This is a genomic window from Pseudomonas sp. B7, from assembly GCF_016735645.1.
GTDB lineage: Bacteria > Pseudomonadota > Gammaproteobacteria > Pseudomonadales > Pseudomonadaceae > Aquipseudomonas > Aquipseudomonas glycinae.
This window is the reverse complement of sequence record NZ_JAERRE010000005.1, coordinates 194,760-209,781: the sequence shown is the minus strand read 5'-3', so window position 1 is coordinate 209,781 and position 15,022 is coordinate 194,760. Positions and strand designations below refer to the sequence as shown.

Genomic DNA, 15,022 nt, shown 5'->3' with positions numbered 1-15,022 from the left:
TTCAGCGGTTATCAGTGGTTTCCAGCTGCCCGTCCCAGCCACCACCCAGCGCCGCAATCAGCTGCACACTGGCAATCAAACGGCTCTGCAGGATATTCAGCACCGTGCGTTCATTGCTCAGCGCCGTCGCCTGCACCGTCACTACATCGAGATAAGCAATCACCCCGGCCTTGTACTGGTTCTCGGTCAGACGCAACGAATCCCGTGCCGCGTCGAGGGCTTCCTGGCGCACGGCCGCTTCATCTTCGTAAACCTTCAACTGCACCAGATAGTTTTCCACTTCGCGGAAACCATCGAGCACAGTCTGGCGGTATTTGGCCACGGTCTGGTCGTACACGGCTTCGGTGCGGTCGACTTCGGCCGAACGAATGCCGCCGTCAAACAGCGGCAGGGTCATTTTCGGCCCCACCGACCAGAAGCGGTTCGGCAGGCTGATCAGGTTCTGCGAGGTACTGCTGCTGTAACCGCCGCTCATGCTCAGGCTGAAATCCGGGTAATACGCAGCCTTGGCCACGCCGATGTTGGCGTTGGCGGCGATCACCGAGCGCTCGGCCGAGGCGATGTCCGGACGGCGCTCGAGCAACTGCGACGGCAGGCTCAGTGGAATCTGCGGCAGCTTGGGAATGTCCTGAGTTTCGGCAATGTTGAATTCAGCGGGCGGCTGGCCGGTCAGTACCGCGATGGCGTTTTCGAACTGCGCCCGTTGCCAGATCAGGTCCACCAGATCGCCCTGGGTGGTTTTCAGCTGGGTCTGCGCCTGCGCCACCGCATCACGTCCGGAAACCCCGGCGTTGTACTGGTTCATGGTCATCTTCAGCGAGCGCTCGTACGCCGCCACTGTGGATTCGAGCAGGCGTTTCTGCTGATCAATCACTCGCAGTTGCAGGTAGTTCTGCACCAGTTCCGACTGCTGGCTCAGACGCATCGCCGCCAGATCGGCATAGCTCGCCTGGGCGCTGGCTTCATTGGCTTCCAGGCCCCGACGCAACTTGCCCCAGACATCCGCTTCCCAACTCACGCCCAGTTGCGCGTTGTACGTGTCACGAATGCCGCTGGAGGAACTGCTCAGACTCGAACTGCTGCTGCCGGTGCCCTGGCTGGAGCGGGTCTTGCCGGCACTCAGATCGACGCTCGGATAAAACGCCCCGCGTGCACTGCGTACCAACGCCTGGGCCTGACGGTACTGTGCCTCGGACTGGGCGACGGTCTGGTTCGAACTGTTGAGTTTCTCGATCAGCTGGTTGAGCTGACGATCGCCATACAGCTCCCACCAGGCACCACGCGCCAGGGAATCGCTCGGATTGGCCTGACGCCAGCCTTCGGCTTCCTTGTACTGGGCGATTTCGGCGGTCTGCGGGCGCTGGTAGTCCGGGCCGACGGCGCAGGCACTGAGCATCGCCACGCACAGCGACAGGCTCAGCAGACGCGAGCCGCGAACGGTAGCCAGATTGATAAGCGAACGGTCAGTCATAGCGGAGTTTCCAGAGCGGCATCAGTGCGCACGCCACGCCACTTGTTGAAACGATGGCGCAGCTTGTCGAGATAGAGGTAAACCACAGGCGTGGTGTAAAGGGTCAGCACCTGACTGAAAATCAGACCGCCGATGATGGTCAGGCCCAGCGGCTGGCGCATTTCCGCGCCTTCGGCCCGGCCCAACAGCAACGGCAAGGCGCCGAGGATCGCCGCCAGCGTGGTCATCAGGATCGGCCGCAGGCGTTGCAGACAGGCGCTGCGAATCGATTCCAGCGGCGCCATGCCTTGATGGCGTTCCAGTTGCAGCGCCAGGTCGATCATCAGGATCGCGTTCTTCTTCACCACCCCGATCAACAGGAACAGCCCGAGCAGCGAGATCAGGCTGAACTCGCCGCCCAGCGCGTAGATCGACAGCAACGCGCCGACCCCGGCCGACGGCAGCGTCGACAGGATCGTCAGCGGGTGAATGTAGCTCTCATACAGCACGCCCAGCACCAGATACACCGCCAGCAGCGCACCGAGGATCATGAACGGCTGGCTCTTCTGGGTGGCGGCGAATGCATCGGCGGTGCCGGCCATTTTCACGATCACGTCTTCCGGCAGACCAAGCCTGGCAATCGCCCGCTCGATGGCGGCACTGCCCTGCTCCACGGTCACGCCTTCGGCCATGTCGAAGGAAATGCTCTCGGAAGCAAACTGGCCTTCATGGCTGACCCGGTCGTCTTCCAGGCTGTTCTCATAATGAGCGAAGGTCGATAGCGGAATCCGCGCACCGTCGGCGGTGATCACCTGAACCTGCTTGAGCGTCACCGGATCCTGGGCGTATTTCGGATTGACCTCCATCACCACCTGATACTGGTTGAGGCTGTCGTAGATCGTGGAAATCTGCCGCTGGCTGTAGGCGTTGTTGAGCACCGCCGTGACCATTTCCATGTCCACGCCCAGGCGTTTGGCCTGATCGCGGTCGACAATCAATGTCACCTGCTGCGCGCCCGCGCCTTCCCGGGCGTCGATGGCCGTCAGCTCGGGCAAGGCCCTGAGCGCGGTGACCACTTTCGGATACCACTCGCGCAACTCACCCAGATCACCGCTTTGCAGGATGTAGCTGTACTGCGAAGTGGTCTGCTCGCGACCGCCTCCGAACTGCAGGTCCTGGTCGGCCATCAGCATCAGTTGAGCGCCGGCCACCTTGGGCATTTCCTTGCGCAGACGCTCGATGACCTTCTGTGCCGAGATATTGCGCTCCTTGATCGGTTTCAGGCGCACCAGCATGAAGGCATTGTTGGTGCCGTTGGTGCCACCAATGAAGCCGGCCACACTCTCGACCGCTTCGTCCTTGAGCACGGCACGGCGAAACGTCTCCATTTTCGGCTGCATCACACTGAACGACAGGCCGTCGTCACCGCGCACGAAACCGATCAACTGGCCGGTGTCCTGTTGCGGCATGAAGGTCTTCGGCACGACTACATAGAGGGCGACGTTCACTCCGACGGTGATGATCAGGCTGAGCAAGGTCAGGCGACGGTGGCGCAATACCCAGTCGAGGCTGGTGGCGTACTTGCCGATCATCCAGTCGTTGGTGCGGCGGCTCCAACGTTGCAGGCGGTTTTCCTCACCCGGCTTATGGGGTTTGAGCCAGCGCGCGCAGAGCATCGGCGTCAGCGTCAGGGAAACCACCAGCGACACCACGATGGCCGCCGCCAGGGTGATGGAAAATTCGCGGAACAGGCTTTCGATGATCCCGCCCATGAACAGGATCGACAGGAACACCGCCACCAGCGAGACGTTCATCGACAGCAGGGTAAACCCGACTTCCTTGGCCCCGAGGTACGCGGCCTTCATCGGCTTGACGCCTTCGTCGATGTGCCGGGAAATGTTCTCCAGCACCACGATGGCGTCGTCCACCACCAGCCCGGTGGCGAGGATCAGCGCCATCAGCGACAGGTTGTTCAGCGAGAATCCGTAGAGATACATCACCGCGAAGGTGCCGACCAGCGACACCGGCACCGCCAACGTCGGAATAAGGGACGCACGGAAGTTACCGAGGAACAGGAACACCACCAGAATCACCAGCGCCACGGCGATCAGCAGGGTCATTTCCGCTTCGTGCAGGGTGGCCTTGATCACCGGCGAGCGATCCATCGCCAGGTTCAGTTTGACACTGGCCGGCAACACCGCCTGCAACGCCGGCAACTGGGCCTTGATCTCGTTGACCGTCTCGATGATGTTGGCGCCGGCCTGGCGGTTGATCACCAGCAGCACCGCCGCATCATCGTTGAAAAAACCACTGTTGTACCGGTCTTCCACGCCGTCGCTGACCTTGGCCACGTCTTTCAGGCGCAGGGCCGCGCCACCGTTGTAGTGGATGATCAGCGATTCGTAATCCTTGGCTTTCTCCAGTTGATCGTTGGCCTGGATCTGCCACAGTCGCTGGTCGTCCTCGACCGAGCCCTTGGGCCGACGCACGTTGGCTTCGGCGATGGTCTTGCGCACATCGTCCAGCGCCACGCCGTACTGGTTCAGCGCCTGAGGTTCGAGTTCGATACGCACCGCCGGCAGCGAGCTGCCGCCGATCTGCACTTCACCGACGCCCTGCACCTGGGACAGGCTTTGGGACAGGATGGTCGAGGCCAGGTCATAGAGCTGGCCTTTTTCCAGCACATCCGAGGTCAGCGACAACACCATGATCGGTGCCTGCGACGGGTTGACCTTCTTGTAGGTCGGCATGCTGCGCATCCCGCTCGGCAGCAGGTTGCGCGAGGCGTTGATCGCCGCCTGCACTTCCCGCGCCGCGCCGTTGATGTCGCGGTCGAGGTCGAATTGCAGGATGACCCGGGTCGAGCCCTGGCTGGAGCGGCTGCTCATGGTGTTGACGCCGGCAATGGCGCCGAACGAGCGCTCCAGCGGAGTGGCCACGGTGGACGCCATGACTTCCGGACTGGCGCCGGGCAGGCTGGCCTGCACCACGATCACCGGGAAATCCATTTGCGGCAGCGGCGATACCGGCAGCAGGCCGAAGCTCACACCGCCCAGCAGCATGATCGCCAGGCTCAGGAGCATGGTCGCCACCGGGCGCTTGATGAAAGGACCGGACAGGTTCATGGCTGTTCCAACGGCTCCACGGCCGAAGGAGCACGGCCCCAGCGCCGGCCGAGACGATCGAAGTAAAGGTAGATCACCGGGGTGGTGAACAGCGTCAGCACCTGACTCACCAGCAACCCGCCGACCATCACCAGACCCAGCGGTTGACGCAATTCAGCGCCGGAGCCGGTGGCCAGCATCAACGGCACCGCGCCAAACAGCGCCGCCAGCGTCGTCATCAGAATCGGCCGGAAACGCAACAGCGCCGCCTGATAGATCGCCTGCTCCGGCGCCATGCCCTGAGTGCGTTCGGCGTCGAGGGCGAAGTCGATCATCATGATCGCGTTCTTCTTCACGATACCGATCAGCAGAATGATGCCGATGATCGCGATCATCCCCAGGTCATTGCCACTGAGCAGCAACGCCAACAAGGCCCCGACCGCCGCCGACGGCAAGGTCGAGAGAATGGTAATCGGGTGAATGTAGCTCTCGTAAAGCACGCCGAGCACGATGTACATGGTCACCACCGCCGCCAGAATCAGCAGCAAGGTGCTCGACAGCGACGCCTGGAACGCTTCGGCGGCGCCCTGGAACTGGGTCTGCACGCCGATCGGCATGCCGATGTCCTTCTGCACCTGCTCGATGATGTCCACCGCATGCCCCAGCGCCACGCCGGGCGCGAGGTTGAACGACATCATCACCGCCGGGAACTGGCCGATGTGGGTGATCGCCAGTTGCGCCTGCCGTTCCTCGACATGGGCCAGACTCGACAACCGCACCTGACCGCCATCGGTGGTCTTGACGTGAATCTGATCCAGCGCCTGCGGGCCGATCTTCTCCCCGGCCTGCGCCTGCAGCACCACGCGGTACTGGCTGGCCTGGGTGTAGATGGTCGAGATCTGCCGCTGGCCGAACGCGTCGTACAGCGCATCGGTAATGTTCGATACCGACACGCCCAGCCGTGAAGCGGCGTCGCGGTCGATCACCAGGAACACCTGCAAGCCCTTGTCCTGCAAGTCACTGGCGACGTCGGTCAGTTCCGGGCGCTGGGCCAGCGCCTCGACCAGTCGGCCACTCCACAGGCTGAGCAATTCAGAATCCGGCGACGACATGCTGAACTGGTACTGGGTACGGCTGACGCGGTCTTCGATGGTCAAGTCCTGCACCGGCTGCATGAACAGACGGATGCCGACAAGCTTGTCCAGTTGTGGTTGCAGGCGAGCAATCACTTCGGTCGCCGTCAGGTCACGCTGGCCATGGGGCTTGAGGTTGATCAGCAGCCGACCGCTGTTGAGCGTGGCGTTGTCGCCGTCGACCCCGATGTAGGACGACAGACTTTCCACCGCCGGATCTTCCAGAATCACCTTGGCCAGCGCCTGCTGACGCTCGCCCATTGCAGCAAAGGAAATCGACTGCGGCGCTTCGGAAATGCCCTGGATCACCCCGGTGTCCTGCACCGGGAAGAAGCCCTTGGGCACCACCATATAAAGGAACACGGTCAGGGCCAGTGTGCCGATGGCCACCAGCAGGGTCAGCGGCTGATGCCTGAGCACCCACTGCAACTTGCGCCCGTAAGCGGCAATCATCCAGTCAATGAACGCACCACTGGCGCGGTAGAAGCGGCCCTGTTCATGCGGCTCTGGTTCACGCTTGAGCAGACGCGCGCACATCATCGGCGTCAGGGTCAGCGAGACCACCAGGGAAATCAGGATCGCCACCGCCAGGGTGATGGCAAACTCACGGAACAACCGCCCCACTACGTCGGCCATGAACAGCAGCGGAATCAGAACCGCAATCAGCGACAGGGTCAGGGAAATCAGGGTGAAACCGATCTGCTTCGCGCCCTTGAGCGCGGCCTGCATCGGGCTATCACCCTCCTCGATGAAACGCGCGATGTTCTCCAGCATCACGATCGCATCGTCGACCACGAAACCGGTGGCGATGGTCAATGCCATCAGCGTCAGGTTGTTGACCGAGAAGCCGGCGAGGTACATCACGCCGAACGTACCGATCAGCGACAGCGGCACGGCCACCGACGGAATGATCGTGGCACTGGCGCGGCGCAGGAACAGGAACGTCACCATCACCACCAGCGCGATGGCGATCAACAGTTCATGTTGCACGTCGGTGACGGAAGCGCGGATGGTCTGGGTGCGGTCGGTCAGCACGACCACGTCGAGACCGGCCGGCAGGTTGTCGGTGATGCTTGGCAGCAGCGCCTTGATCCGGTCGACCACTTCGATCACGTTGGCGCCCGGTTGACGCTGGATGTTCAGCAGCACGGCCTGATTCTGGTTGGCCCACGCCGCCAGACGCTCGTTCTCGGCGCCGTCGACGATCTGCGCGACATCCTTGAGCCGCAGCGGCGCGCCGTTGGCGTAGGCCAGGATCAGGTTGGCGTAATCCTTGGGCGACGTCAGCTGGTCGTTGGCGTCGAGCATCGACACCCGGGTCGGGCCGTCGAAGTTACCCTTGGGCTGATTGACGTTGGACGCGCTGATCAGCGTGCGCACGTCCGACAGGTTCAGGCCGTTGGCCGCAAGCGCCTCCGGATTGACCTTGATCCTCACCGCCTGACGCTGGCCGCCGGCGATGCTGACCATGCCGACGCCGCTGATCTGGGCGATTTTCTGCGCCATGCGCGTATCGACCAGATCATTGAGTTTGGGCAGCAACATGGTTTTCGAGGTGATGGCCAGGGTCAGCACCGGGGTGTCCGCCGGGTTGACCTTGTTGTACACCGGCGGCGCGGGCAAGTCGGTCGGCAACAGGTTGGTCGCGGCGTTGATCGCGGCCTGCACCTGCTGTTCGGCGACGTCCATGTTGATGTCGAGACTGAACCGCAGGGTCAGCACCGACGCGCCGCCGGAACTGGTCGAGGCCATTTGCGTGAGGCCCGGCATCTGCCCGAACTGGCGTTCCAGCGGCGCGGTAACGGCGCTGGTCATCACGTCCGGACTGGCGCCCGGATACAGGGTCATGACCCGGATGGTCGGGTAATCGACCTGCGGCAACGCCGAAACCGGCAGCAGGCGATAGGCGATCAGACCGGCCAACACGATGGCCAGCATGCTCAGCGTGGTGGCGACCGGACGGAGGATGAACAGACGCGAAATGTTCATGCGCCCTTCTTGGCCTTGTCGGTGACGGCGGCGTCAGGCGCGGTGGCGGCGGACTTGCCTTGCAGGTGTTCGGTCGGGGTGGTCGGCACATCCTTGCTGTCGTTGACCACTTCCACTTCACTGCCTTCCTTCAGACGGTCGGTGCCTTCCAGCACCACCCGGTCGCCGGCGGCCAGGCCTTCGGTGACCACCGTGTTTTCGCCGTCGCTGGCACCGATCTTCAACTGGCGGATGGTGACTTTCTTGTCGCCGTCCAGCGCGTAAACGAAGGTGCCGTTGGTGCCGAACTGAATGGCCGCCGACGGCGCCAGCACTACACCTTTCAAGGTGTCAGCCAGCAAGTGAACGTTGACGAACTGGTTGGGGAACAGCGACTGATCGCGGTTCTCGTAGCGCGCCTTGAATTTCAGGGTGCCGGTGGTCACGTCGATCTGGTTGTCGAGGCTTTGCAGCACGCCAGTGGCCTGCAGTTTGGTGTCGCCGCGATCCCAGGCTTCGGCCGGCAGTTTGGCGCCGCTGCGATAGCGGGCGAGCACGGTGTCCAGACTGTTTTCCGGCAGGGTGAAGGCGACACTGATCGGTTGGGTCTGGGTGATCACCGCCAGGGAGGTCGTGTCGTTGGCCGCCACGAGGTTGCCGACGTCGAGCTGACGCAGGCCGACGCGACCGGCGATCGGTGCACGGATCTTGGTGAATTCGAGATTGAGCTTGGCGTCGTTGACTGCCGCCTGATTGGTTTTCACGGTGCCGAGGTATTGGCCGACCAGCGCTTCAGCGGTGTCCAGCGTCTGCTTGGCGATGCTGTCTTCCTTGTACAGGCCGCGATAGCGCTCGACATCGACCTGGGCGTTCTTCAACTGCGCCTGATTCTGCAGCAAGGTGCCTTCCGCCTGCAGCAAGGCGTTCTGGTACGGACGCGGATCGATCTCCGCCAGCAGGTCACCGGCCTTGACCATTTGCCCTTCCTCGAAATAAATCTTCACCAGTTCGCCACCAACCCGACTGCGCACATTGATGGTGTTGAGCGCCGTCACCGTGCCCAGGGCCTTGTAGTACAGCGGGAAGTCCCCGGTGACTGCCGGCGCCACGCGCACCGGAATCGGCCCTGCAGCGCCGCCGAAGCCCGGACGCATCATCCCCGAACGACCGGTGTGGCCGGCCTGCGCCTTCTCGCCGCCCTCCTTGTGGGTCGAACCGGACGGCCAGAATTTCCAGCACAGACCGGCAATGACCAGCAGGACAAGCAGGCTCAACAGCCAGCGACGGGAGTTTCGGGAAGACGATTGCATGGACTGATTAACCATTGGGCGCGTGGGCTTCTTTTACGGGAGGCTGAACGATAAGCACTGGTGGGGATTTAGCAAAGCAGCTTTACCGGCAATTTACCTTCCACTTACGTTTCAAGGTGTGAGGCAAAACACTGATACACAAATGAAAACGGCCTGGACAGGGCCAGGCCGTTAACAATTGTAAAAGCGCTTATTTCAGAACGGACAGTGCCGCTTCGTAGTTAGGCTCTTCTGCAATTTCCTTGACCAGTTCGCTGTGCAGGACGTTGTCGTTTTCGTCCAGAACAACCACCGCACGGGCGGTCAGGCCTTTCAGCGGGCCGTCAGCGATGGCCACGCCGTAGTTCTCGAGGAACTCGGTGCCGCGCAGGGTCGACAGGTTTTGTACGTTTTCCAGGCCTTCGGCGCCGCAGAAGCGAGCCTGGGCGAACGGCAGGTCAGCCGAGATGCACAGCACCACGGTGTTGCTGATGTCGTTGGCCTGGGCGTTGAACTTGCGCACGGAAGTGGCGCAGGTCGGGGTGTCGACGCTTGGGAAGATGTTCAGCACTTTGCGCTTGCCGGCGAAGTCTTTCAGGGTGACGTCGGACAGATTGCCGGCTACCAGGGAAAAGGCTGGCGCCTTGGAACCGGCTTGTGGCAGTTGGCCGTTGACTTGAACCGGGTTGCCTTTGAGCGTGACTTGAGCCATGAACGGAGTCCTTCTTAACGTTGTTGGGAAAGCATGCAAGAGGCGGAAGTTAACCACGAAATTGTCCGACGACCTATGCCTGGACTGAAATTGTCATGTGCTGGCACGCAAAACTGGATACACATTCTCCAGTACCCCCACACATCCCCGCTCTAAAAGAGGGTGATGCTTGTTAAAACGCGAGTCTGCATCTTTTCTTTAACGACCTGTCGATTCAGATCCCGGCCGTTCGACTAGGCCATGAATCCCTCACTCACCTGCGGAGAAACACCATGCGCTTCATGATCATTGTCAAAGCCAGCCACGACTCCGAAGCCGGCGTGATGCCCAGCGAACAGTTGCTGACCGACATGGGTAACTACAACGAACAACTGGCCAAGGCCGGCATCCTGGTTTCTGCCGACGGCCTGCATCCCAGCAGCAAAGGCGCCCGCGTACGCTTCAGTGGCGAAAACCGCAGCGTGATCGACGGCCCGTTTGCCGAGACCAAAGAGCTGATCGCCGGTTACTGGATCTGGGACGTGAAATCCAAAGAAGAGGCCATCGAATGGGTCAAGCGCTGCCCGAATCCCATGCCGGGCACTGAATCGGAAATCGAGATTCGCCAGGTGTTCAGCGCGGAAGATTTCGGCACCGAGTTCACCCCGGAACTGCGTGAGCAGGAAGAACGCATACGCGAGCAAGCCAAAAAACACTGAAGCCCCGAATCGAGCACGTCAGCATTTTCCGTAAGGCCGGTGACGACTGAGCGAGACACGAGGACTTTTCGACGCGAAACAGGTAGGGTGCGCAACATCACAATGCCACCACTGGATCGCGTCGCGGTTTTCATGGAGTTGTCATCGCAATGAGTTGCTGGACCGTCCTTGGCCTGTCGGCCGACGCCGATGTGCGCGCTATCAAACGCCAATATGCCGTCCTGCTCAAACAAACCCGCCCCGACGATGACCCCGAGGGCTTCCAGCGGCTGCGCGATGCCTATGAGCAGGCGCTGGCGTACAAGGAATGGCAGCAGTATCACGAGCAGGATGAAGAACAAGCGCAGGATCCGGGCATTGAAGAATCCTGGGATCTGAGTGGCCTGACAGTGGTTGAGGTCGATGCCCTGCAACTGGCGACCCGCTCGCTGGACGGGCTCAGCGTTGAAGAGCTGAATCATCGCCATGCCGTCACCCTCAAACAGGGTTGCGCGCATTTCTTCGAAGACACGGTGCTGCATCATTGCATTGAACACCCTGAGACTTCGCAGACGCTGGTGGACTGGGCCATACCGACCTTCTTCTGGTTCAGCGCCTGGCAACGCCTGGAGCTGGACGAGATATCGATTGACCTGTTGCTGGATCAGCAACGCGCGCGCATTGCGCAACCGATGCGCGATGCCCTCGAACGGGAAGACGTCGACGGATTTTTCCAGGCCTACGCCCGTTGTGCCGATTTCAATTGGCTGACGATTGAACAACATCGGCAATGGTTCAACCGTGCCCTGAGCCATTTGCTGCTGGATGCGCCAGTCTGGTCTCCCGAGATTTTCGAACGGGTGCGCACTGGTCAAGGCTGGCACGGCAGCACGGGGAATCTCTGCCCTGACGGCGAATGGCAACGCCTGCTGGCTCGACAAAATGCGCCGCTTTTCCTGGCTCACCAGCAACAACTGGCTACGGAGCCCGCCGTCACCTCCGAACACCGCGCCGCCCGCCTGCTGCTCGGCACCGGCTCGTTCAGCGCCCGCCGCGCGCTGGCCCGGCGCCTGCGCGAGGACGACTGGGCTCAATGCCGCAAGTTGAGTTCGGAGCTGTACGCCAATCACCCCAAGATCTGCGCGCAGATGCCCGGCGGCACAGCGTTTTTCTGGCGCGACTGGGAACTGAGCTTCAATGACTGGCCGACCTACGTGGGCGTGGTGCTGGCCTGCCTGATCGGTGCATTCACCCATTACATTCCGCTGGGCATTCGCCTCAGCGGGCTGATCAATATCGTCATGATCTCGACCGTGGTGTTCGGCGTGATTGTGGCCGGGCTCAATTGGCTGGTGCACAACGTTGCCCATCGTGTATGGCGGCTGGATGACCGGCTCAGCACTGGCCTCTGCCCGCGCTTCCTCAAAGACTCGCCGCCATTCGGCGTGCTGCGCGACTTCCTGCCCGGCGCGCTGATGGTGGCCGGGCTCGGCTGGTTTTTCGGCCCGATTGCCGGCGTGGTGTACGCCGCGACACTGGCGACCTTCGGACTGGTGCGGCGCTGGCAGTCCAGGCCCCGGGTGTCCTGGGAAGAGAGCCGTCCGGCCATGAAGGTCGGCGTGACGATCCTCGGAATTCTGGTGCTGGCCCTCGTGCTCGGCGTATTCAAAGTGGTCGCCAGCCAAGGCACGGTCAATCGCAATCAGGGCCTGCAACCCTGGACCGAACGCCTGTGCAGTCGCTTGCCGGCCACCACCGCCGAATGCAGCGCACCGGCCACCGTCGAACAGTGGTACGGCAAGGAGGCCCGCCCATGAGGACAAGAGTGATGTTTTGCGTCGGGATCTTCTTCGCGCTGGTGATCATGGGGCTGACGGGCGCGACCCGCCCTTTCCTGCAGCTCGATCTCTGGCTGGACGGGCGCGATGCGCCGATCACCGCCCAGGCCAATGCGCTGAGCCCGGTGATTGCCTGTATCAACCGGATCGACGTGCAATGGCGAGTGGCCTACGACCGTTACAAGCATCCCCAGCCACGTCCACCGGTCGATGAACGATGGTTCGCCAGCCTGAGCGATTTCGAGGACAGTGACGCGCTCAACGTGCGAGACATCCAGCGCGATGTCTGCTCCCAAGGTTTTACCGAAAAACTCGAACTGCTGGCTTATCGACCCGAGCTGGCGCAAGTAGCCAATGAATATGCGTTGGCGCTGAATCGTGTGACGACAACGCTTCCGCCTCAACGGTTTTACCGGGAAGCGAGCTTCATCTCCTCATCGCAACAGCCGTCCGCTGAAGAAAAGGCAATGATCGAGCGCGTCTCGCAGGATTACGCCAGTGCCTCGACACGCCTCAGGCAAGCCCTCCTGCCGCTGGACGCCGCGCAGCGGCCCGAACAGCTCAGGCTGCTGGAAGCACGCCAGGGCCGGGACGTTCATTGGTATTTGCTGGCCTATATGATCCAGGCCCGGGAAACTGTCGATGTGCTCGAAGCGGCCATGAAAAATCGCACGCTGACCCCGCAATTGCTGGCGGACACTACCGCGAAGCTGCAACAGGCCTGGAATCGTCGGGAGCCCTTCCTGAGCTCGCAAACGAGCGGTTTCCAGAACAAGACCGATGCTGCGCGGGACCTGTGGTTGTACATTGGCAAGCCCGGGACCGAATACCTCGACGCGCTGTATACCCTGCAAAAGGACTGGCGGAATCACGCCGAGCCAAAACGGCTGAGTGATGATTTCTACGCCATCAACCGCCGCTACGATGGACTGCTCAGCTACTACAACCGCCGAGCCAGAGCCGAGTTCTGATGACAGCCAGCCGGATCGCCCGCCATGAGCGATCCGGCAGCCAGCCTTACTTGGCCTTGAGCTTGAGGTAGGACTGATGCAGATCCGAGGCCCAGCCATCGATCACGCTTTTCACGTCATCGGCCTTCATCACCTGCGAATCATTTTCCAGCGGTTTGCCAGTGCCCTTGCGCACCACCTGCGCCGCCACCTTGTTGGTGCCGCCATCGAGGAACACCGCTTCGGTCGCCAGCGTGGTTTCCTGATCGCGAATACCGCTGGCGGTGCTGACCGCTGCCGCCACCAACGCCACCGGAATCACCTCATAAGCATGCAGGCCTTCGGTCTTGCTGCTGACGGCAGTGATGGCCGCGCGCACCACAATCACGCCCGGCCCGGGGCCTGAGGCCAGCGGCAGGGATTTGCCCAGTTCACGCTTGAGCGCCTGATCGTAGTAGCTGGTGATGCCGTTGAGGGTCTGCTGTGGAATCTTCACGGTGGGTTGCGGTTTGGGATAGAGCTGGGTCGGTTCGACGTAAAAGCTGGTGAATTTGCCGATGTCGACTTTCGGGTCGATCCAGCGCATCACTTCGGCCCCCGACGGGGATTTGGCCTCCCTGAGTTGGCTGTAGTCCTTGAGGAAGCCTGAGTACTCGTCGGGTGCGACGGTTTTGCTGGAGCAACCCACCACGCCCAGCGTGGCAATGCACAGGGTGCTCATCATTACGGCTAGCTTCATGCTGTAACTCCTGTCGGAAGGCCGAATTTATTGCGTCGGGGGAGTTACAGGTATAGCTAAATTCGCGCCGTTTGCGATCAGAAACCCGAACATTGCACAACGTCGGGTCCGGACCTTTGAAAGGTCCGGACCATCACGGGTGCTCAAGGCTTTCTTCTACCAGCTCGAAGTCTCACCACTTCTCAACGCCATCTCCCGCCGGCTGTTGGCCCGCATCGCCTTGATCAGCGACACCGTTCCCACCAGCAGAATCGCCGCACCGAACAGAAAATCAATGTTGTACAGCTGGAAATCCTGCACCGGCCCCACCAGCACCGTGCGCACCACCCCGATCCCCACCAGCGTGGCGAGGAAGTCGATCCCCGGTTCATCGCGGTAGAACACCAGCAGCAACGGCAGGCACAGCACCAGCAGCATCAACAGCACAACGACCTTGAACGAGCCTTTGCGCTCGACGCTGAATGCACATTCGTGGGGGCCGTAGGCCTTGTAGTCCTCGTCGCGGATCATCGAGTTTTTCTCGTTGATGTAGTCGGCGCGGTTGTATTTCTGGATCGGCGTGAAGGTGTTGGACATCTCCATCAGCGTGGTGATGTTCTTGAAGCGCAGGTCGATGCGCTCGCTGCCCTTGAGGTAATACAGGACTGGCTTGTAGCCGTAGCGATAGGTGTCGAAAGGAAATTCGGTGACCCGGCCCTGGACGCTGATCGGCCGCGATTCAAGTTCGGCAAAGGCGCTCTTGTCGGTCGAGGCGAGGTTGCGGCTCAGGGGCAGGACTTTCACCTGTTCGAGGAAGATCGGCGTGACGCCGAACGACCACTGCAACGGTTCCAGGCGCAGACGCAGTTCGTTGCGGCCCAGGTCATAGCGGTTGAAGGTGCGTTCGGAGACCACTACCGCGCCGCTGAGCATGAACTCGCCGCGCAGGTTGTTGGTGATGCGCAGGGTCAGCTGATCCTTGCCCAGCAGCGCCGCTTCGGTGTTCGGCGGCGTGCCGCACCACGCGGTGCTTTCGCCGACACCGCCGAGCTGACCGCCACGGTTTTCTTTGAACACATAGATGTAACCGGCCCACAGCGTCACCATCAACAGCAACGCGGTGATGCCCAGAATTTTTTTGCCCGGACTCACTGATCAGACTCCCTTCTTCGTTCCGTCGTCC

10 protein-coding genes are annotated in these 15,022 nt (G+C 61.5%); 3 read left to right on the top strand and 7 right to left on the bottom strand.

Annotated elements, in window-relative coordinates:
- Window position 1: 1 nt before the first annotated feature.
- The 5 genes from JKA62_RS14030 to tpx all read right to left on the bottom strand — a co-directional run bounded on the left by JKA62_RS14030 (window position 2) and on the right by tpx (window position 9,656).
- The gene (locus JKA62_RS14030) at window positions 2-1,471 is read right to left on the bottom strand and encodes an efflux transporter outer membrane subunit (protein ID WP_011333943.1); all 1,470 of its coding nucleotides are present in this window, start codon (window positions 1,469-1,471) and stop codon (window positions 2-4) included.
- Window positions 1,468-4,575 carry an efflux RND transporter permease subunit gene (locus tag JKA62_RS14025; RefSeq protein WP_201818301.1) on the bottom strand — a complete coding sequence of 1,036 codons (3,108 nt, stop codon included), beginning with the start codon at window positions 4,573-4,575 and terminating at the stop codon, window positions 1,468-1,470. Before JKA62_RS14025 ends, JKA62_RS14030 begins: the two co-directional genes overlap by 4 nt.
- Window positions 4,572-7,676, bottom strand: coding sequence for an MdtB/MuxB family multidrug efflux RND transporter permease subunit (locus JKA62_RS14020; RefSeq protein ID WP_201818300.1), 3,105 nt, complete (start codon window positions 7,674-7,676; stop codon window positions 4,572-4,574). The genes JKA62_RS14025 and JKA62_RS14020 overlap by 4 nt, the downstream gene beginning before the upstream one ends.
- Complete coding sequence (locus JKA62_RS14015; protein WP_011333940.1) at window positions 7,673-8,980, bottom strand: MdtA/MuxA family multidrug efflux RND transporter periplasmic adaptor subunit; 1,308 nt, start codon at window positions 8,978-8,980, stop codon at window positions 7,673-7,675. Before JKA62_RS14015 ends, JKA62_RS14020 begins: the two co-directional genes overlap by 4 nt.
- Before the next feature lie 175 nt (window positions 8,981-9,155).
- Window positions 9,156-9,656, bottom strand: a complete 501-nt coding sequence (tpx, locus tag JKA62_RS14010; RefSeq protein WP_011333939.1) for a thiol peroxidase — start codon at window positions 9,654-9,656, stop codon at window positions 9,156-9,158.
- Window positions 9,657-9,928: 272 nt separating this feature from the next.
- Between tpx and JKA62_RS14005 the strand changes: the two genes are divergently transcribed.
- From JKA62_RS14005 to JKA62_RS13995, 3 genes are all read left to right on the top strand, one after another.
- Window positions 9,929-10,354, top strand: a complete 426-nt coding sequence (locus tag JKA62_RS14005) for a YciI family protein (RefSeq protein WP_011333938.1) — start codon at window positions 9,929-9,931, stop codon at window positions 10,352-10,354.
- Between the two features lie 149 nt (window positions 10,355-10,503).
- On the top strand, window positions 10,504-12,150 hold the full coding sequence (locus JKA62_RS14000) for a J domain-containing protein (protein WP_011333937.1): 1,647 nt from the start codon (window positions 10,504-10,506) through the stop codon (window positions 12,148-12,150).
- On the top strand, window positions 12,147-13,142 hold the full coding sequence (locus JKA62_RS13995; RefSeq protein WP_011333936.1) for a DUF3829 domain-containing protein: 996 nt from the start codon (window positions 12,147-12,149) through the stop codon (window positions 13,140-13,142). Before JKA62_RS14000 ends, JKA62_RS13995 begins: the two co-directional genes overlap by 4 nt.
- 46 nt (window positions 13,143-13,188) lie before the next feature.
- Here JKA62_RS13995 and JKA62_RS13990 read toward each other — a convergent pair whose 3' ends face one another.
- A complete protein-coding gene (locus JKA62_RS13990; protein ID WP_011333935.1) occupies window positions 13,189-13,860 on the bottom strand; it encodes a DUF3313 domain-containing protein in 672 nt (223 codons plus the stop codon).
- Window positions 13,861-14,016: 156 nt separating this feature from the next.
- On the bottom strand, window positions 14,017-14,991 hold the full coding sequence (locus JKA62_RS13985) for a hypothetical protein (RefSeq protein WP_011333934.1): 975 nt from the start codon (window positions 14,989-14,991) through the stop codon (window positions 14,017-14,019).
- Between the last annotated feature and the right edge of the window lie 31 nt (window positions 14,992-15,022).